Annotated in this window: 18 protein-coding genes and 1 pseudogene; 6 read left to right on the top strand and 13 right to left on the bottom strand. The window is 70.4% G+C overall.

The window, feature by feature from the left end; genetic code table 11:
• Positions 1-70: 70 nt before the first annotated feature.
• The 3 genes from IE226_RS01805 to IE226_RS01795 form a co-directional block, all read right to left on the bottom strand.
• Positions 71-958, bottom strand: coding sequence for a carbohydrate ABC transporter permease (locus tag IE226_RS01805; RefSeq protein ID WP_190079119.1), 888 nt, complete (start codon positions 956-958; stop codon positions 71-73).
• A gap of 2 nt (positions 959-960) precedes the next feature.
• A complete protein-coding gene (locus IE226_RS01800; protein WP_229870328.1) occupies positions 961-1,869 on the bottom strand; it encodes a carbohydrate ABC transporter permease in 909 nt (302 codons plus the stop codon).
• A gap of 133 nt (positions 1,870-2,002) precedes the next feature.
• Positions 2,003-3,370, bottom strand: coding sequence for an extracellular solute-binding protein (locus IE226_RS01795; RefSeq protein ID WP_229870326.1), 1,368 nt, complete (start codon positions 3,368-3,370; stop codon positions 2,003-2,005).
• Positions 3,371-3,683: 313 nt separating this feature from the next.
• Between IE226_RS01795 and IE226_RS01790 the strand changes: the two genes are divergently transcribed.
• Both IE226_RS01790 and IE226_RS01785 read left to right on the top strand, forming a co-directional pair.
• Positions 3,684-4,700, top strand: a complete 1,017-nt coding sequence (locus IE226_RS01790; protein WP_190079117.1) for a LacI family DNA-binding transcriptional regulator — start codon at positions 3,684-3,686, stop codon at positions 4,698-4,700.
• Between the two features lie 103 nt (positions 4,701-4,803).
• Entirely contained in the window at positions 4,804-5,583 is a 780-nt protein-coding gene (locus IE226_RS01785; protein ID WP_190079116.1) for an NAD(P)H-dependent oxidoreductase, read from the top strand.
• Here the strand turns inward: IE226_RS01785 and IE226_RS01780 are convergent.
• The 3 genes from IE226_RS01780 to IE226_RS01770 all read right to left on the bottom strand — a co-directional run bounded on the left by IE226_RS01780 (position 5,569) and on the right by IE226_RS01770 (position 7,847).
• Entirely contained in the window at positions 5,569-6,006 is a 438-nt protein-coding gene (locus IE226_RS01780) for a HEAT repeat domain-containing protein (RefSeq protein WP_308429384.1), read from the bottom strand. The genes IE226_RS01785 and IE226_RS01780 overlap by 15 nt on opposite strands.
• Before the next feature lie 119 nt (positions 6,007-6,125).
• On the bottom strand, positions 6,126-6,845 hold the full coding sequence (locus IE226_RS01775) for an ABC transporter permease (RefSeq protein WP_190079115.1): 720 nt from the start codon (positions 6,843-6,845) through the stop codon (positions 6,126-6,128).
• A gap of 117 nt (positions 6,846-6,962) precedes the next feature.
• Positions 6,963-7,847 (bottom strand): ABC transporter ATP-binding protein, encoded by an 885-nt coding sequence (locus IE226_RS01770; protein ID WP_190079114.1) that lies wholly within the window; start codon positions 7,845-7,847, stop codon positions 6,963-6,965.
• Positions 7,848-8,020: 173 nt separating this feature from the next.
• On the opposite strand from IE226_RS01770, the gene IE226_RS01765 reads away from it, so the two are divergent.
• Both IE226_RS01765 and IE226_RS01760 read left to right on the top strand, forming a co-directional pair.
• The gene (locus tag IE226_RS01765; protein ID WP_229870325.1) at positions 8,021-9,196 is read left to right on the top strand and encodes a sensor histidine kinase; all 1,176 of its coding nucleotides are present in this window, start codon (positions 8,021-8,023) and stop codon (positions 9,194-9,196) included.
• Positions 9,193-9,795, top strand: coding sequence for a response regulator transcription factor (locus IE226_RS01760; protein WP_190079113.1), 603 nt, complete (start codon positions 9,193-9,195; stop codon positions 9,793-9,795). Before IE226_RS01765 ends, IE226_RS01760 begins: the two co-directional genes overlap by 4 nt.
• 132 nt (positions 9,796-9,927) lie before the next feature.
• On the opposite strand, the gene IE226_RS01755 is transcribed toward IE226_RS01760, so the two are convergent.
• Both IE226_RS01755 and IE226_RS01750 read right to left on the bottom strand, forming a co-directional pair.
• Positions 9,928-10,596, bottom strand: a complete 669-nt coding sequence (locus tag IE226_RS01755; RefSeq protein ID WP_229870323.1) for an ankyrin repeat domain-containing protein — start codon at positions 10,594-10,596, stop codon at positions 9,928-9,930.
• A 31-nt stretch (positions 10,597-10,627) separates the two neighbouring features.
• Entirely contained in the window at positions 10,628-11,179 is a 552-nt protein-coding gene (locus IE226_RS01750) for a TetR/AcrR family transcriptional regulator (RefSeq protein WP_190079542.1), read from the bottom strand.
• A 260-nt stretch (positions 11,180-11,439) separates the two neighbouring features.
• Here IE226_RS01750 and IE226_RS01745 point away from each other — a divergent pair, with 260 nt between their 5' ends.
• Positions 11,440-12,006, top strand: coding sequence for a GNAT family N-acetyltransferase (locus IE226_RS01745; protein ID WP_190079112.1), 567 nt, complete (start codon positions 11,440-11,442; stop codon positions 12,004-12,006).
• Between the two features lie 286 nt (positions 12,007-12,292).
• Here the strand turns inward: IE226_RS01745 and IE226_RS01740 are convergent, their stop codons facing one another.
• From IE226_RS01740 to IE226_RS01730, 3 genes are all read right to left on the bottom strand, one after another.
• On the bottom strand, positions 12,293-13,090 hold the full coding sequence (locus tag IE226_RS01740; protein ID WP_229870319.1) for a helix-turn-helix domain-containing protein: 798 nt from the start codon (positions 13,088-13,090) through the stop codon (positions 12,293-12,295).
• 55 nt (positions 13,091-13,145) lie between these two features.
• Complete coding sequence (gene dgoD, locus IE226_RS01735; protein WP_190079111.1) at positions 13,146-14,291, bottom strand: galactonate dehydratase; 1,146 nt, start codon at positions 14,289-14,291, stop codon at positions 13,146-13,148.
• 62 nt (positions 14,292-14,353) lie between these two features.
• A complete protein-coding gene (locus IE226_RS01730) occupies positions 14,354-15,082 on the bottom strand; it encodes an SDR family NAD(P)-dependent oxidoreductase (protein WP_373306865.1) in 729 nt (242 codons plus the stop codon).
• A 188-nt stretch (positions 15,083-15,270) separates the two neighbouring features.
• Between IE226_RS01730 and IE226_RS01725 the strand changes: the two genes are divergently transcribed.
• A complete protein-coding gene (locus tag IE226_RS01725) occupies positions 15,271-15,705 on the top strand; it encodes an SMI1/KNR4 family protein (RefSeq protein WP_190079109.1) in 435 nt (144 codons plus the stop codon).
• A gap of 45 nt (positions 15,706-15,750) precedes the next feature.
• On the opposite strand, the gene IE226_RS01720 is transcribed toward IE226_RS01725, so the two are convergent.
• Positions 15,751-16,281 carry a GNAT family N-acetyltransferase gene (locus IE226_RS01720; protein WP_190079108.1) on the bottom strand — a complete coding sequence of 177 codons (531 nt, stop codon included), beginning with the start codon at positions 16,279-16,281 and terminating at the stop codon, positions 15,751-15,753.
• Between the two features lie 129 nt (positions 16,282-16,410).
• A pseudogene (locus tag IE226_RS01715) lies at positions 16,411-17,516 on the bottom strand (hypothetical protein).
• Positions 17,517-17,605: the final 89 nt, after the last annotated feature.

Genomic DNA, 17,605 nt, shown 5'->3' with positions numbered 1-17,605 from the left:
GCCTCTCTCTGGTGCGGATTTCGGGTCGGGCGGTGAGGGCCGGGCGGTAAGGGGGTTACGAGGTCACCGGTTACTTCAGGCCGGTGCCTGCGATGCCCTCGACGATGCGGCGCTGGAACAGCGCGAAGACGGCGAGCAGCGGGATCGCGCCGAGCACGGCGGACGCCATGAGCTGGGCGTAGGGCACCCCGAACACGTCCTGGACGGAGGTGAGTCCGACGGGCAGCGTCATCATCTCGGGGTCGGTGACCACGAGCAGGGGCCACAGGAAGTTGTTCCAGACGCCGACGAACACGAAGATCGTGACGGCGGAGACGGCCGGGCGGGAGATCGGCATCACGATCTGCCAGTAGGTGCGCAGCCAGCCCGCGCCGTCCGCGCGCGCCGCGTCGATCAGCTCGCGCGGGATGCCGTCGAAGAACTGCTTGAAGACGAACACGGCGACGACATTGGGGACTTGGGGAAGCACCACACCCCAGTAGGTGTTCAGCAGACCCGCCGACTGGAGTGCGAGGAACTGCGGGATCATCAGGACCTGGCCGGGGATCATGATGCCGGCGAGCAGCATCACGAACGCGGCCCGGCGCAGCCGGAAGCGGGTCTGCGACAGGGCGAACGCGGCGAGCGAAGCCATGATCACCGTGAGGACCGTGGTGAGGATCGAGGTGATGAAGCTGTTGGCGTACCAGTAGGGCAGCTTCCCCGCGTCGAAGATCTCCCCGTACGCCTTCAGGGTCGGGTGCGCGGTGAACCATCCGGTCGGGTTGGTGACGACCTCCTGGGCGGGCCGCACCGAGGTGGCGAGCGCCCAGGCCAGCGGCACAAGCCACAGCACGGCCAGCGCGATGAGGGTGCCGAGCGCCACTCGATTGAAGAGGCGCTCGGAGTCGCGGCGGCGGGCCGGCGGGGCGGTGGTGCCGCGGTGTTCGGTCTCGGGGCGCGTGGCGATCGCGGTCATGGTCAGTTCTCCTTCTCGGCACGGCGTACGAGGGCGAACCAGACGAGGGAGACGAACAGGATCACCACGAACAGGAGCAGCGACACGGTCGAGGCGTAGCCCACGCGGCCCTCGACGAATCCGGTGTCGTAGATCAGCTGGAGCGAGGGGCGGGTGCTGCCGTCGGGGCCACCACTGGTCATCATGTAGATCTGGTCGAAGACCTTCAGCGAGGCGATGACCTGCAACACCGTCACGAGCGTCGTCGTACGTCCCAGCATCGGCACGACCACATGGCGGATGCGCTGCCAGGGCCCGGCCCCGTCGATGGCGGCCGCCTCGTGGACCTCGCGGGGCACGTCCTGCAGACCGGCCAGGTAGAGCACGAAGTTGAAGCCGACGGTCCACCACACCGTGGCCGCGGCGATGGAGAGCATCGCCCAGTCCGGGTCGCCGAGCCACGAGGGCGGGGTGTCGACGCCGAACCACTTCACCGCCTCCTGGGCCAGGCCCAGCTGATCGGCGTAGATGAACATGAAGAGCAGCGAGACGACCGCGGAGGGCAGCACGAACGGCGCGAAGAACGCGAAGCGGAAGAACCAGCGGCCGCGCACGAACCGGTCGGCGAGCAGCGCGAGGACCAGGCTGAGCACCACGAGCGGCACGGTCGTCAGGACCGTGAACCACAGCGTGTTGCCCAGGGTGCGCCAGAACTCCGCGTCGCCGAGCACCGCCTTGTAGTTCGACAGGCCCGCGAAGTCGCCGAGGCCGCTCCTGAGCAGGCTCGTGTCGAAGAACCCGGCGATCACGGTGTAGATCAGCGGCCCCACCAGGAACACCAGGTAGAAGAGGGCGAAGGGCAGCAGCATCCCCGGTCCTGCCCAGCGGTCGCCTCTGCTGGACGTCGGGGAGGGAGCGGTCGTCGTGGCCACGGTTCGGCCTTTCGGTCAAGGCGTACGGGATCCAGGGGCGGGTGGAGCGAGGGGGGTTGAGGCAGAGCGGGAGAGGTGGGCGGGAGTCGTCAGCGGGCCCCGCTCATACGGGTGCGGGTCATACGGGCGCGGGTCATACGGGCGCGGGACGTGAGGCCAGGGTCCGCAGCTCGCGGCGCAGCCGGGCGGCGCCGGCGGTGGGGCTCGCGTCGCCGGTGAACACGGTCGTCACCACGTCGCCCACCACGGTCTGCATGGTGCCGCCCGCGCCGCCGTACCAGGCGGCCGGGTCGTAGACCGCGCCGTCGGCGGCCGTCGCGTAGTGCGACTGCGGCTCAAGTTCCTCGTACGCGCGTGAGCGCTGGGTCGGCAGCCAGGCCGGCACATGGCCGCCCTCGGCCCACAACTTGCTGGAGTGCAGCATCGACGCGGCGAACCCCAGGGAGAGATCGAGACGTTGGGCTTTCGCGGAGGGCGCCTTCGGCAGCACGAGGGCGTGCGAGTCGGCGGCGCAGGCGTAGGGCGCGTCCTTGAAGATGCGCGGCAGGGGCCGCATGTCGAACTTGACCTTCGCGGACTGCACCGCGAGGGCCTGCCAGACGCCGTCCATCAGGAATCCGGCCTTGCCGGTGGTCAGCAGGGTGATGGCGCCCTTGCCGTCGGTGTTGGCGGGGATCACCTTCTCCTCGCTGAGGCGGCGGATGTAGGCGAGCGCCTCGGCCGCGGCGGCCGTGTCGATGACCACCCGCTTGCCCTGGTCGGCGACGAGATCCCCGCCGCCGATCTGCCGGTACAGCGACCAGAAGATGCGGAACTGCATCGAGGCGTCCTTGACCGAGGCGATCGAACCGCCCCAGGCGCCGGTGACCTCCTTGGCCGCACGCAGCACGTCGATGAACGCGTCGGGGCCGTCGACATCCGCCAACTGGCCCTTGTTGTCGAGCAGTCCGGCCTTCTCGGCGATGTCCGTGCGGAAGTAGAGCACGAAGGGGTGTGTGTCCAGCGGCACGGCGTGCGGCTTGCCGTTGAACTGGGACTTGCGCCAGGGCCGCGCGTCGAACTTGTCCTCGGTCAGGCCGTGCCGGGCCAGGTCCTCGGGGTGCAGCGCGGTGAGCAGACCGGCCTCGGCGAGCGTGGGCAGCTTCGACAGGTGGATCACCGCTGCCTGCGGCGGCCGGTCGCCGAGCGTGGCGAGGGTGAGCTTCGTGTAGTACGGGTTGCCCCACAGGAACGTCGCCGACTTCAGGTCCACCGAGCGGTGCGAGGCACGGTAGGCGTCCTGCATCGCCAGCATCCGCTCGCCGTCGCCGCCGGTGAACGGATTCCAGAAGTTCAGCCGCGACGGTGACGGCGCGCCGCCGGTGAAGCCCTGCGCCAGGGTGCTGCCGCAGCCCGTGGCTGTGAGGGCGGCGGCGCCGCTCGCACCGAGGGCGAGCCCGCCGCGCAGCACACGGCGGCGGGACGGGGCGGGCGGCGACGGGGTCGGTATGCGGTCCCGCATGGGCATGCGTCCTTCCACGGCGAACAAGGCGTACAGAAAAAACAGGGCGAACAAAGCACACAGAGCACCCGGAGAACACAGAGCACACAGGGCACACAGGGCTGCACGGAGTACAACGTTGGAATAGACAGCGGAGACAACCTCGGGTCGTGGCCGCCTGCTGTGTTTACAACGTTGTACTCAGCTGGCAATACGGCGTCAACACCTAGGCACGCATTACCTGTTCACGTACCTGCCGGATCCACCCCGGCCCCCACCGGTTACAACGTTGGACCATGACGTACGCTGCTGCTGTCTGGGGAGGGAGAAACACGTGGCAGGCACCCGCCTGAAGGACGTCGCGGAGCGCGCCGGGGTATCGATCAAAACGGTGTCGAACGTCGTCCGCGGCGAGGCCAGAGTCGCCGACCGGACACGCGAACGCGTCCTGCGCGCGATCGCGGACCTCGACTACCAGCCCAACGCCTCGGCCCGCCACCTGCGCACCGGACGCAGTGGCATCATCGCGCTCGCCGTACCCGAACTCGTCGCTCCGTACTTCGCCGAACTGGCCGCGCAAGTCATCGCCGCCGCCAAGAAGCGCGGCTGCACCGTACTCATCGAGGACACCGGGGGCAGCGCCGACGAAGAACTGCGCATCGCCTGCGGACTGAGCGACCCGCTCATCGACGGCGTCCTGCTCAGCCCGCTGCGACTCGACGAGCCGGCCCTCGCCGCCCGCGAGGGCCGCGTACCCCTCGTGCTTCTGGGAGAGCAGTCGTACGAGATCCCGGCCGACCACGTCCTGATCGACAACTCGGCGGCGGCCCGCGAGGCCACCGACCATCTGCTCTCGCTCGGCAGGCGGCGCGTCGCCGTCATCGGCCAGCCCTCGGGCCCCGCGCACGCCACCACCGTCCAGCGCATGCACGGCTATCTGACCGCCCTGCACGCGGCGGGCGTCCCGCACGACCCGCAACTGGCCCCGGCCACGCGGGCGTTCACCCGCGCCGAGGGGGCCGCCGCGATGCGCGCGCTCCTCACGCTCGACGACCCGCCGGACGCCGTGTTCTGCTTCAACGACCTGCTGGCCTCCGGTGCGCTGCGGGTGGCGCACGAACACGGCCTGCGGGTCCCGCGCGACCTGGCCGTGGTCGGCTTCGACGACGTGGAGGAGTCCCGCTTCAGCGTGCCGAGCCTGACCACGATCGCCCCCGACAAACGGGGCATCGCGGAACTGGCCGTGGACGCACTGCTGCGCAGGATCGACGCCGGCGCGATGGCACCGCACTCGCGACTGACCGCGGGGTACGAGCTGGTGGTCCGGGAGAGCACGCGCGTGACCGCCTGAAACCCACAACGGGACCACCCATCCCCGCGGTGGCCAGATCCTTGCACTCCATGACCATCTGGCCACTCGTCCGGCTCCCGGGCCGCGGCGCAAGATCGATCACATGAAGATTCTCTGGATATTCGCCCACCCCGAACCGCGGTCCCTCAACGGCTCCCTTCGTGACGAGGGGATACGGGAACTGCGCGGCCTCGGGCACGAGGTCCGCGAGTCCGATCTCCATGCCATGGACTGGAAGCCCGTGGTGGACTCCGGCGACTTCCGTCGCGAGAGCGCCGATCGGCTGCTGGTCGGCGCCGAGCAGGAACACGCTTACAGCGCGGGCAAGTTGACGGACGACATCGGCACCGAGCAGCAGAAGATCGCGTGGGCCGACACGCTGGTGTTCCAGTTCCCGCTGTGGTGGTTCGGTCCGCCCGCCATCCTCAAGGGGTGGTTCGACCGGGTGCTCGTGCAGGGCTTCGCCTTCGGGCTCCAGGACCCGTCAGGACGCACCCTGCGCTACGGCGACGGCGGCCTGGCCGGCAAGCGCGCCATGGTCATCACCACGGTCGGCGCACGGGAGTCGGGCTTCGGTCCGCGCGGGATCCACGGGCAGCTCGACGAGGTGCTGTTCCCGCTGCTGCACGGCACGTTCTGGTACACGGGGATGGACGCGCTCCCGCCCTACGTCGTCTACGGCGCCGACCGCCTCGACGCTGCCGGTTACCGTGCCCGCGCGGCCGAACTCCGCGAGCGGCTGCGCACACTGCCCAGCACCGAGCCGCTCCCCTACCGCCACGAGCACCGCGGCGACTACGACGACGCACTCGTCCTGCATCCGCAGATCGCGCCCGGCCTCACCGGCGTCGCAGCTCACAGGGCACGGTCAGCGGGCCGCTGACGCGGTCCCCCGGCCTTGCAGCCTTCGCAGCATCCGCCGCATGACACCGACGGGCAACGCCGGATGCCGGGCCGCGTCCCCGGCGGTCTCCCACTCCCCCAGCAGCCGGACCAGCACCCGGGCGGGCAGCGCCGGGTATCTGGCGGCAGCACCGCGTACGTACTCGTGCGGGTCGTCGAGCAGACGTATCGCCGACGCGACGGACAGCCGCGGGTCGGTGACGGCTCGGTAGCGCACCTCTTCGCTGGGGTCCCGGCTGAATCGCTCCACCAGGTCCGGCTTGGACTCCGGGTCGTCCAGCGCCAGCCGGCGCATACGGGGGTTCGCGTCGTCGGCGTAGCGCAGGAGATCGCTGCGGGGGAAGTTCGGGTGGCCGTGCGGGCGGTCGGGGACGGTCAGACTGCCGGTCCACCACTGCCACACCCGCAGGAGCATCTCGGCGGGCGCGTCGTCGCAGGATGCTGAGCCCGGTGAACTCCGCGACGACGGTGCTCTCGTCCCGCAGCATCTCAAGATCCACCCCGCCACCTTAGACCGAGAGGTCAGCGGCGCGGCTCCCAGCGGAAGAGGCGGGAGGCCAGCGCCGCGGAGACGATGACCCAGCTCAGCGTGGGCAGCAGCAGGAGCAGGGAATCGGCCACGGGAACGCCGCCGTTCCAGGCGTTGAGGACCAGTTCGGTGGCTGATCCGCCGGGGAGCAGGCGCTTGAGCAGGGTGAGTTCCCCGGTGCCGGTGATGGCCACCCAGTTGGTGACGGCGATGGCGCCGAGGCTGACGGGCAGCGTGGTCACCTGGGCGTGCTCGGGAGAGTTCGTCAGTCCCGCGGTGGCCAGGCCCAGGGCGAGCATCATGACCACCGTCGAGACGACCGCCGCGGCCAGGAGGAGGGCGTTGTCCGGCTTTCCGGCGACCGCCGCGAGCACGGCGAGGATCGCGCCCACCTGGACGAGACCGAGCACGGTGACCGGCAGCACCAGGCCGGAGAGGATGCTGACGTCGCTCGCCGGGGTGGAGCGCAGCCGCTTGAGGAAGAGGGTCTGGCGGCGAGAGGCCAGCGTGGTCACCGTGGTGGCGTAGAGCCCGAAAGCGGTGACGGTGAACATCACCACCGCCGCGATGTATCCGAGGCTGCGCAGGTCGGCGAAGGTTTCGTGTTTGAAGACGAAGAACGCGCAGACCGCCACGGGAATGATGAAGCTGTTCAGCAGAACCAGCCGGTTCCGGAAGATCTGGATGAGCTCGGTCAGAGCGATGGAGAGCATCGTGAGGGTCCTCTTCTTGGGACGGTCCGGTTCGGGAAGGTCCGGGGACCGTCCGGTTCGGGAAGGTCCGGCTTCCGGGACGGCCCCCGGCTTTCGGGGAGGTCCCGGCGGCGTGGTCTACGCGGTGCCGATGGCGCGGAAGACGTCGTCCAGGCGGGTCGGTCCGGCCTGGAGCTCCCCCAGCTCCACCGCGTTGGCATGCGCCCAGCCGAGCAGGATGTGGAGGTCCTTCTGCAGGCCGAAGGTCTTGATGAGGAACGCTCCGTCCGCCTCGCGCGTGGCCTGCAGCGGCAGCGCCGGAGCACCGGCCGGAAGGAAGAAGCGGACGGCGGCCGGGAGCGTCCGGGTCAGCTCGGCGACGGTGCCCTGCTGATGGAAGGCGCCCATGTGCATGAGCCCGATGCGATCGGCGCGCTGCTGTGCCTCTTCCAGGTAGTGCGTGGTGAGCACGATGGTGGATCCGTCCTCGCGCAGCTTGTCCACGGCGTCCCACAGAGCGTCGCGGGACTGGATGTCCAGGCCGGTGGTGGGCTCGTCCAGGAAGATCAGCTCCGGGTTGCCGTACACCGCGGTGGCGAAGTCCAGACGGCGCTTCTCGCCACCGGAGAGCTGGGAGACCCGGATGGCGGACTTGTGCGTGAGGTCGACGACGCCGAGCACGCGTTCGACCCTGTCCGTACGCCGCGAGAGCTTGCCGATCAGCTGGACCGATTCCCTGACCGTCAGATCCGGGGAGAAGCCGCTCTCCTGCAGCATGATGCCCATGCGGTGCCGCACGGCCTGCCGGTCGCGCGGGCTGCGCCCGAAGACCCGCACGGTGCCCGATGTGGCCGTACGGTGGCCTTCGATGATCTCCAGGGTCGAGGTCTTGCCGGCGCCGTTCGTGCCGAGCAGTGCGTAGAGCTCCCCCTTGTTCACCTGGAAGGTCAGGTCTTTCACGGCGTGAAAGTCGCCGTAGCTGATGCTCAGGCGGTCAACGTCGATGACTGGTGTCGAGGTCATACATCGATTCCAGCCGTCGGGGCGCCCGCCCGGCAGGGGCGTGGTGTCATCACCGCGCCGTGACATTCCTTAGGGTGCAGGCATGACGCGGTGTCACTGGTGTCACCCCCGGAGCCGGACGAGTATGGCGGGACGGACTCTGCTGTTCGTCCCCGAGACCGAGCCCGTTACCGATGCCGATCCTGCTCCTGGAAAGCCGCCACACGATGCCTGAGCACGCCCAGACGACGCAGGGACGGCTGCGCGGCGTCAACCTCGCCATGATCATCCCGCCGCTCGCCCTCGTGGGGGCGATCCTGGTGGGGGTCGACGCCAGGTCGTGGGGGGAGGGTGTCCTCCTGACCCTGGGGGTGGTCGCGGCTCTGTTCGTCATCGAGCGGTGGACAGCCGGCGACACCTCCCGCGTCGCGCTCCCTTGCCTGATCATCACCGCTGCCGTGTGGCTTCTCGGAGTGCTGGTGACCGACAGTCACACGGCCTTCTACGGCGTCACGATCGTGGGCCCCTACTTCATCTCCCAGCTGTCCCGCAGCCGCCGCCTGACCGCGACCGTGGTCCTGAGCGCGTTCGTCGCCGCGGTGGGCGCGGCGAAGCTGCTGGAATCACCGGACGACGTGTCCGGCGTCCTGCTCCTCTACGTCATCCTGCCCACGGGCATCATGGTGCTTGCGACCGGCCTGATGTTCGCCAACCAGCGCTTCTACGAGGTCATCGAGCGGTCACGGGAGCGCGAGGCGGAGCTGGCGGTCATCCGGGAACGCGTTCGTTTCGCCAGCGATCTGCACGACATCCAGGGCCACACGCTGCACGTCGTCAAGCTGAAGATCACGCTGGCCGAGAAGCTGCTGCGCAGCGACACCGAACGCGTGGAAGAGGAGCTGCGAGAAGTGCGTGCCCTGGTCAGCGACACCATCACCCAGACCAAGGAGCTCGCCTACGCGCAGCGGCGGCTCAACCTCTCCGCGGAGATCGAGAACGCCAAGAACCTCTTCGAAGCCGCGGGCATCCGGGTCCGCGTCAACCGCTCGGCCGACCCCGACGAAAGAGTGAACGGACTGCTCGGCCAGGTCCTGCGCGAGACGACGACCAACATCCTGCGCCATGCCCAGGCCACACAGGTGCGGATCACCCTCTCGGAGTCGGGCATCACCATCGTCAATGACGGCGCGCCGGCCGCTCCCCTTCCCGAGCTCAGCGGCCTTGCCACCCTCAAGGAACGCGTGAGCGACGACGGAGGCGAACTGACGGTGGAGCAGGAGGACGGACGCTTCGTCACGGCCGCGGAGTTTCCCGCCCCTCGCCCGGCGCAGCCGCTCCCCGGGGCCGAGGCACAGGAGGACGACCGATGACCAGCGTGGTACTCGCCGACGACGAGGCCCTGCTCCGCAAAGCGCTGGCGGCGCTGCTGCCGCTCGAAGGCGACATCACCGTGCTTGCCGAAGCGCACGACGGCGCGTCGGCCATCGAGGCCACCCTCCGGCACCGCCCGGACGTACTGGTCATCGACCTGGAGATGCCCGGCGTGGACGGCCTCGGCGCCGTCGCGGAGATCCGCCGTGCGCAGCCGGACCAGGTGATCCTCATGCTGACCCGCCACGCCCGGCCCGGAGTACTGCGCAAGGCCCTGAAACTCGGGGTCCAGGGCTTCGTGAGCAAGTCGGCTGAGCCCGCGCACATCACGTCGGTCATCACCACCCTGCACGCGGGCAAGCGCTGGATCGACCCGGACGTTTCCGCGCTCGCCGTCGTCGACGACTGCCCGCTCACGGACCGGGAGATCGATGTCCTGCGCGTGACCGGCGACGGCTACTCCGTCGCCGAGATCGCCACCCGCCTGAGCCTGGCGCAGGGCACCGTACGCAACTACCTCTCGAACGCCATGCAGAAGACCCAGACCCGCACCCGCCACGATGCGGCGCGCTATGCGCGCGAGCACGACTGGCTGTAGCCACGGACGGCGGGTCGACGCCGGTCAGGCGCAAGCCCGTCAGGCGCGAACCCGACAGGCGCGAACCCGTCAGCACGAGCCGGCCGGCCAGGCGCGAACCCGTCAAGCACGAGCCCGTCAAGCGCGAGCCCGTCAGGCGTGAGACGCCGGTGTGGGGTTGTGTTCGATCTTGGACCAGCCCTCCGGGGTCACGCGGTAGTGGTCCCCGTCGTCACCGTCCATCCGCGAGCGGCCGTTCACACGCAAAATGTCCTCGTCGAGCCAGTAGGTGAAGCCGCCCATCATCCCGACCACCCGGAAGTAGATCTCCATCCTCGGCCGCTCCGTCAGCGGGGACAGCGGCGGCAGCCGGTGCTCGATCTCCTCGAAGCAGCTGCCGGTCCTCTCCCGCAGCAGCGCGTGGAAGTGGCGCTCCAGCATGTCTGCCGGGGCAGGAAGCCGCACCTCGACCGGCTCCAGAAGCTGAAGAAGATGCGTCTGCCCCCGGTCGCGCGCGATGTCCACGGCGCGCCGCCCGTCACGGGCGCGCAGCGTGCGCCAGGCGCCGAACGCGATCAGCCGGGAGACGACGGCGAAGTCCGCGCCGTGCCAGGCCGCTTGATGCAGCGCGGCGAAGCCGCTGCGGTGCCCCGGTCGCGGGAAATTGACCCACCACGGCTCTTCCCCCAGCTTCTCGAACACGCCGTTCCAGTCGGCGTCCCTGGCCAGGTCCGAGAACCGGTCCCGCTGCTCCAGATACCAGTCGTTCAACCGCTCCCGGTCGGGGATGCCGTCCCACTCCACCCGCTCCACGCCGATCATCCGGACACGCTAACCGGCCCCCGCACGCTGCTCACCGGTGCCCCAGCCCCGCCAGGTAATCGTCGACCAGCGCGATCTGCCGCTCGGCAGGGAACTCCCGGGGCGCGAACAGCGCCTGGACGACCAGCCCCAGGACAAAGCTCTGGGCCGCCGCGGCGACGTCCTCGGTGCGTGTGCCGGGCGGCAGTTCGCCGAGGCGCACCGCCTCTTCGACGTGGCCGGCCATCCGCTCGCGTGCGCGGCGGTAACGCTCGGCGTGCTCCCGGGCGAGTTCCGGGTCGGCGAGGGCCACGTCCCAGGAGGCCACCCAGATCCGGTTGCTCGCCGCGCTCTCGGCGTCAAGCGGAAGGATGTCGAGCAGCGTCGCCCGCAGCATCACCAGGCCGGACGCCTCACCGGCACGCTCCGCCGCGGGGCGGGGACGGTCGGCCGAGCGCCGGTCGAGCACCTCCAGGGCGTGTCGCAGCAAGGCGCGCTTGCTGGGGAAGTAGTGCGTGAGCAAGCCGGTGGTGGCGCCCATCTCCGCGGCGACCGCGCGCAGGGTGAGGCCGCCGAAGCCATGGGCGGCAAGGACCCGCCACACGGCCTGCGAGACCTCGGTCCGGCGGGCGTCATGATCTGTCCGGGCTGGCGGCGTCATGGCCGCTAGAGTACATACCCAACGTTCGTTACGTACCTGAGTGCCGCCCGCCGGAGACCCGCCCGCCCCAAAGCCACCCGCCCCAAAGCCACGCACCCGGATGCGCCGGGCCCGAACCCGCCACGCGCCCAGCCGGACATCCGGCCACCCGTAACCGGACACCCGGACGACCGGGCACCCGGACAACCGCAAGAGGACGAGTCATGTACGCCATACCGCTGACCGAGAACGCCGAGCTCCGCACCCTCGAGCCCTGGCAGGACGCCGAGTTCCTGGCCCACATCGACCGGGCCCGCTCCCACACCGACCCCTGGATCCCCTGGGCGTCGCGCTCCACCGACCTGGAGTCCGCCCGCGCCACTCTCCAGAGCTACGCGGACAAGCAGGCCGCCGACGCCGGACGCATCTACGGGATCTGGCGGGAAGGCATCCTGATCGGCGGCGTGATGTTCGTGCACTTCGACGTCGGTACCGGCAACTGCGAGATCGGCGTCTGGGCCGAGCCCGCGGGTGAGGGCCACGGCCTGATCAGCGCCTCGGTCCGGCATCTGATCGCGTACGCCTTCGGTGAGCGCGGCATGCACCGCATCGAGTGGTGGAACAGCGCCGGCAACACCCGCAGCCGGGCCGTCGCCCAGCGGATGGGCATGCACCTGGACGCCACCCTGCGCGAGCAGTCCCTGTACAGGGGGGTCCGCCACGACATGGAGGTCTGGTCGCTGCTCACGCACGAGTGGCGGGGCGGGCCGGACACCGAGGACCCTGCGTGAAATATCCGCCTCAGGCCGCCAGGCGCTCGGCAAGCAGCAGCACGCCGAGCATGATCATTGCCCGGCACCCGGGGGACGGCGCGAGGCCGCGGGGCGTGCACGTCAGCAAGGCCTGCCCGATTTCCGGCGCCTCTGCGACGACAAGCCGGCCACACTGCCGGGCGTGCAGCGGCTGGGCTCCACGCTCGTCATGAAGCACGCGATGAACGAGCGTGCCCTGCCCCTGTGCACGCCCGCGGTACGCGGCTGCCCCCGCCGGGCGGCGTCGCCGGCCCCCCGCGGCCGGTCAGGCAAGGGCCAGCGTGCCCGGCGTGCAGCCGGCGAAGGCCATGACGTCGCGATGCAGGTGGGACTGGTCGGCGTAACCGCACACGGCGGCCACCTCTGCGGGGTCCCGGCCCGCCGACAGGCCTTTGACGGCGGGGTCGAAGCGTACGAGCATCGCGGCGCGCTTGGGCGTGAGGCCGACCTGGGCGGTGAACCGCGCCCACAGCCGCTTGCGGCTCCACCCGCATGACACCGCCAGGTCACCGACGCGTACCCGGCCCCGGCGCGAGACGATGCGCTCCCAGCTCGCGACGACCTCCGGATCCATCGACGGTGCCGAGGCACCACGGCGCACGAGGAACTGCTCCACCAGCGCGAAGCGGCCTTCCCACCCCGGAATGCCGGTCAACTGCTCCCGGAGCCGGGGCTCATGGCGCCCCCACAACTCCTCCAGGCCGAACACGCCGCCGTCCAGGTCACAGGGTGCGACACCGAGCAGCGAGTACGCGCTCACCGGCGACATCTGTACCTCGACGCACTCCACGCGCCGGGCGCGGACGCGGGCCTCCCCCGGCATGAGCCCGGCGGCGAGGCTTCGCAGCGCCCGGCTGCTGCCGTCATGCTCGACGGACAGGGCGTCGTCGCCGAGTTCGATGACGACCGTCACGACCGGCTGCGGGACGACCCGCATGTCCAGTCCGGCCGCCGACCGGTCACGGAATCCGGCCACCTCCACGCCGTCGAGGGGCCCTGGACGGCGCGGGCATGCGACTTCCCAGCCGCGCAGGCGGTCACCCTCGTGCAGAGCCGAGTCCACGCCTCCCAAGCTACCGGCTCGGTACGCCGCCCCGCCTGTGCCGACCACCGGCCCCTCACCACTCGGCGAACGAACCGTCCTCGTGCCGCCATATCGGGTTGTGCCAGTCGGCCTGGCTGTCGTCGACCGCACGTACCGCCTTCTCGTCGATGTCGATGCCGAGCCCGGGCCCGGTGGGGCGCAGCAGATGGCCTTCGTGGAAGCGGAACACCTCGGTGTCCGCGAGGTAGGAGAGCACGTCGGCGCCGGTGTTGTAGTGGATGCCGATCGACTGTTCCTGGATGAGGAAGTTGGGGACGCTGACGGCGATCTGCAGGCTGGCTGCCAGCGAGACGGGGCCCAGGGGGCAGTGCGGGGCGATGAGGGTGTCGAAGGTCTCGGCGAGCGAGGCGATGCGGCGGACCTCGGAGATGCCGCCCGCGTGGGACAGATCGGGCTGCAGGACCGCGATCCCGGCCTGGAGCGCGGGCAGTACGTCCTGCCGCGAGAAGAGGCGCTCGCCGGTGGCGACCGGCACGGGCGAGGAGGCGACCAGGCCGGGCAGCAGGTGTCCGTACTCCGGAAGGAGCGGTTCCTCGATGAACATGGGGGCGAGCGGGGCCAGGTGGGGCAGCAGTTGGCGGGCGTTCGCGGCGTGGAAACGGCCGTGGAAGTCCAGCGCGAAGTCCCGCCCCGCGCCCAGGACTTCGCGGGCCGCGGTCGCGCGGGAGACGATCTCGTCGATGTCGGCGACGGTGGCCAGGCGGTTCATGCGGCCGCTCGCGTTCATCTTGACCGCGGTGAAGCCCGCCTCGACCTGGGCGGTCACCTGCTCGGTGATGTGGGCGGGGCTGTCGCCGCCCACCCAGCTGTAGGCGCGTACCCGCTCGCGGACCGGGCCGCCCAGGAGCACGTGCACCGGCACGCCGAGGCGCTTGCCCGCGATGTCCCACAGCGCCTGGTCGAGCCCGGCCACCGCGCTGGAGAGCACCGGCCCGCCCCGGTAGAAGGACCCCTTGGTCATCACCTGCCAGTGGTCCTCGATGCCCGAGGGATCTTTGCCGACGAGGAGTTCGGCCAGCTCCGCGACGGCCGTACGGACCGTGGCCGCACGCCCCTCGACCACCGGCTCGCCCCAGCCGACCACTCCCTCGTCGGTCTCCACCCGGCACAGCAGCCAGCGGGGCGGTACGGAGAACGTCTCGACACGGGTGATCTTCATGGGGTGAACCTCCTTGACGGGCACGGCAGATGGGGCCGGCGCTTTAGGGGGGCGGGGGCGGCTCAGGCGGACGTCTTGTACACGCTCCATCCGCCGTCCACCACAAGGCTGGCCCCGGTGACGAAGGACGCGTCGTCGCTCAGCAGGAACGCCGCGCTCGCCGCGACCTCCTCCGGGCGGCCGAGCCGGCCCGCCGGGGTCTGTTCGATGCTGCGCGCCCGGTCGCCGGCGCCGACCGTGTCCCAGGCGCGGGTCAGGACGGGGCCGGGCAGGAGCGCGTTGACCCGTACGCCGGGCGCGTACTCCACCGCCAACTGGCGTGCCAGGCCCGTCAATCCCGCCTTCGCCGCCGCATAGGCGGGGCGTCCCGGCAGCCCTATGACGGCATGCACGGACGACACCAAAACCACCGCGCCGCGCGTGGCACGCAGATCGTCCAGGCAGGCCCGTACGCCGAGGAACGCACCGGTCAGCATGACCGACAGCTGCCGGTTCCAGTCCTCCGGCCGGATCGCGTCGGCCGCGCCGCCTCGCACCGTGTAGGCGTTGCTGAGCAGCCCGGATACCGGCCCGAAGCGGTCGCGGGCGGCCTCCACCGTCCGCGCCCAGTCTTCTTCTTCGGCCACATCACACACCGCGAACACCGCCTGCCCGCCGTCCTGGCGGATGGCCTCCGCGGTGCGCTCCCCCTCCTCGGCATCCACATCGGCGATCACCACCCCGGCTCCCTCGGACGCGAGTCGCCGGGCCGTCGCCGCGCCGATCCCGTGGGCTCCCCCGCTCACCACCACACAACGCCCGTCGAACCGCTGACCGGAACCGGAACCCGACGACTCAGTACTCACAGGAACTCCCGCCTTACCTACCGGCACGCACGGCAACAGACATCCCCCGCACGCCATTAACCAACACCCGGCACCCTGCCGCCAACACCCCACCACCCCGGACCGCGTGAAGGGCACCTGGCTAGGCTGCCCGCATGTGGAGAGAAGCTGCCGGGCGGGCTTACGAGGCGGTCGAGTTCGGTGGGCCGGCCGACGCGGCGGACGTGGCGGCCGCCGAGCAACGCCTGGGGTGTTCCCTGCCGGCCGCGCTCGTCAGCCTGTTGCGGGAGACCGACGGCATCGTGGGGCACTACGGCGTGGACACGGTCTGGCCCCTGGAGCGGATCGTCGAGGACAACCTCCGCTTCTGGTCGGACCGTTCCTTCGCCGACCTGTACATGCCTTTCGACGCCCTGCTCTTCTTCGGTGACAACGGGGGCGGCGATCAGTTCGCTTTCGTACGGAGGCCCGCGCGCGCCGATGTCTTCGTATGGGAGCACGAGAACGACAGCCGCCGCTGGGTCGCACGGGACCTGGAGGACTACCTCGGCCGGTCTCTCGCGGACGACTCGGACGACTGGTATCGGTGAGGGCGGCAACTCAGGAGGCGGCAAGCACCTCCCTGTCCCCCGTCCTCAGCTCGCGGCGAGGTCGATGGTGAAGGCCACGCGGTCGAGTCCGGGGCCGTCGTAGTCGGGCTTCACGGCCGATGACGTGAAGCCGAGCCGGGCGTGGAAGGACTGCGACGCGGTGTTCTGCGGGCTGGTGATGCAGTGCACGTACCGGCGGCCGTGCGACCGGGCGAGGGCGAAGAAGGCGCGGTAGAGGGAGCGTCCGACGCCCTGCCCGTGCAGCCCGGGGTCGACGCCGACGAAGTGCACGTAGGCGGCGTCGGGTTCGGTCTGCGACAGGAAGCCGACCAGAAAGGCCACGAGCTGCCCGTCGCCCTCTCCCCTGTCTTCCCCGTCTCCCCCGTCGCGTTCGACCACGAAACTGGTGGTGGTGAAGTGCTGGAAATACAGCCGGGGCAGGAGCAGCGCACGCTCCAACGCCCCTGCCTCCCCCTTGAGCCCGCCCCACCACGCGTCCACCACCGCGAGCACCCGCGAATGGTCGTCCTCAACGGGATGCCGAGCCGTCAGTCCACCAGAAAGGTCGTCGATCACCACCGCAGTCTGTCACCGACATCGAACACGCCGCCAGGCCAATTCCCGGTACCGGCTGTACCGGACATGCCTTCTGCGCGCGATCTGCCCGGCATGGCATGGGGAACGTGGACCTCTGACGGAGTCGCTTCACTGGACGCTCCAGCGGTGCGGGTGGCCCGGGTCGGCGGGGCAGGTGAAGACGTTGAGTTCGCCCGCGCGGCCCACGATGACCTTGGTGGGCAGGGCGGCCGGGTGTGGCGGCGAGTCTGCCTGTTCCAGCGGCTTCCAGCTGCCGCTGCCGCCGTCCCACTCCGAACTGTCGATGGTCAGAAGGAGTTCCATGGGGTGGCGCAGGTCAGGCAGTTCATGGGGGATGGGTCGGTCGTGTGCCAGGAAGCGAAGCCGCCGACGCGCCAGCCGGGCGGGATGGACAGGTCGTACTGGTAGCGGACCACCTCGTCCGCCCCATCGCCCGCCGATTCCCACTCCTTCTGCTCCCCGGACTCCAGCTCCCCGCGCTCCAGCTCCCCGCGCTCCAGCTCCTCGGTCTCCCGCCTCTCGGCCTCCTCGTCGAGCGCATCCTCCCTGGCGTAGATCCGCTCGCACAGGTCCTCGGGCAGCAGCCCCGCGAAGGGGTACGTGACCACCTGCTCCGGCTGCAGCACGCAGGGTTCGGGCACATAGCCCTCGTAGCCGACGACCTGCGGTTGCGGCGGCGACGCCAGCACCTCACCGACCTCCGCCGACTTGCGCCAGTGCAGGTGGACAAGGAGTTCGTACCCGCTCCGGCCGTGCGCGTCGAAAGGACAGCAGAACACCTGGAGCAGGTCCGCCCCGTCCGGGCCCGCCGGCAGATCGGGAATGTCCCGCCGGTACAGCTGCGCGAGACCGATCATCGGGAGCGGTTCGGTCTCCGGGACTCCGGGGATCCGATGCCTGCCGCGCAGTTCGCTCAGCAGTTGCCGCTCCTCCTCCGTGGGGCCCGAGGCCGGTGCCCTGTCCCACGCGTCGGCCAGAACCCGGCGCGCCCGGTGAATGTCCGCGGGACGCAGGCCCTTGCCGCGCTTGTGCGCCTCGACGCACACAGGCCACGGCTCGTCCGCCGGCCACAGCATCGGCCCGCCCACGGAACTGACCGTCGCGTCCGGGCTTCCCGGCTGCGGATGCAGCCGGGTGGTGGTGCCGCGGTACGCGGCGAGTTCCGGGAAGAGCGACTCGACGTCCAGCGGCCGCGGCGGTGTAGTCCTCGTCATGGGCTCGACCCTAGACGCCGGGTGCTCTCGCTCCGTCTGCGCACCTCGCACCCCCGGCGCCATCAGGTCGCCGGACGACGGCACTTGGC

This window comes from Streptomyces longisporoflavus, assembly GCF_014649775.1.
GTDB lineage: Bacteria > Actinomycetota > Actinomycetes > Streptomycetales > Streptomycetaceae > Streptomyces > Streptomyces longisporoflavus.
This window is presented reverse-complemented; position numbering and strand designations above follow the sequence as displayed.

Excerpts from the sequence above, each read along its gene's own strand:
- IE226_RS01805 (WP_190079119.1), bottom strand. The coding sequence starts at position 958 with ATGACCGCGATCGCCACGCGCCCCGAGACCGAACACCGCGGCACCACC.
- IE226_RS01795 (WP_229870326.1), bottom strand. The coding sequence starts at position 3,370 with ATGCGGGACCGCATACCGACCCCGTCGCCGCCCGCCCCGTCCCGCCGC.
- IE226_RS01785 (WP_190079116.1), top strand. The coding sequence starts at position 4,804 with ATGAAGATTCTCTGGATATTCGCCCACCCCGAACCGCGGTCCCTCAAC.
- IE226_RS01775 (WP_190079115.1), bottom strand. The coding sequence starts at position 6,845 with ATGCTCTCCATCGCTCTGACCGAGCTCATCCAGATCTTCCGGAACCGG.
- IE226_RS01770 (WP_190079114.1), bottom strand. The coding sequence starts at position 7,847 with ATGACCTCGACACCAGTCATCGACGTTGACCGCCTGAGCATCAGCTAC.
- IE226_RS01765 (WP_229870325.1), top strand. The coding sequence starts at position 8,021 with ATGCCGATCCTGCTCCTGGAAAGCCGCCACACGATGCCTGAGCACGCC.
- IE226_RS01760 (WP_190079113.1), top strand. The coding sequence starts at position 9,193 with ATGACCAGCGTGGTACTCGCCGACGACGAGGCCCTGCTCCGCAAAGCG.
- IE226_RS01755 (WP_229870323.1), bottom strand. The coding sequence starts at position 10,596 with ATGATCGGCGTGGAGCGGGTGGAGTGGGACGGCATCCCCGACCGGGAG.
- IE226_RS01745 (WP_190079112.1), top strand. The coding sequence starts at position 11,440 with ATGTACGCCATACCGCTGACCGAGAACGCCGAGCTCCGCACCCTCGAG.
- dgoD (WP_190079111.1), bottom strand. The coding sequence starts at position 14,291 with ATGAAGATCACCCGTGTCGAGACGTTCTCCGTACCGCCCCGCTGGCTG.
- IE226_RS01725 (WP_190079109.1), top strand. The coding sequence starts at position 15,271 with ATGTGGAGAGAAGCTGCCGGGCGGGCTTACGAGGCGGTCGAGTTCGGT.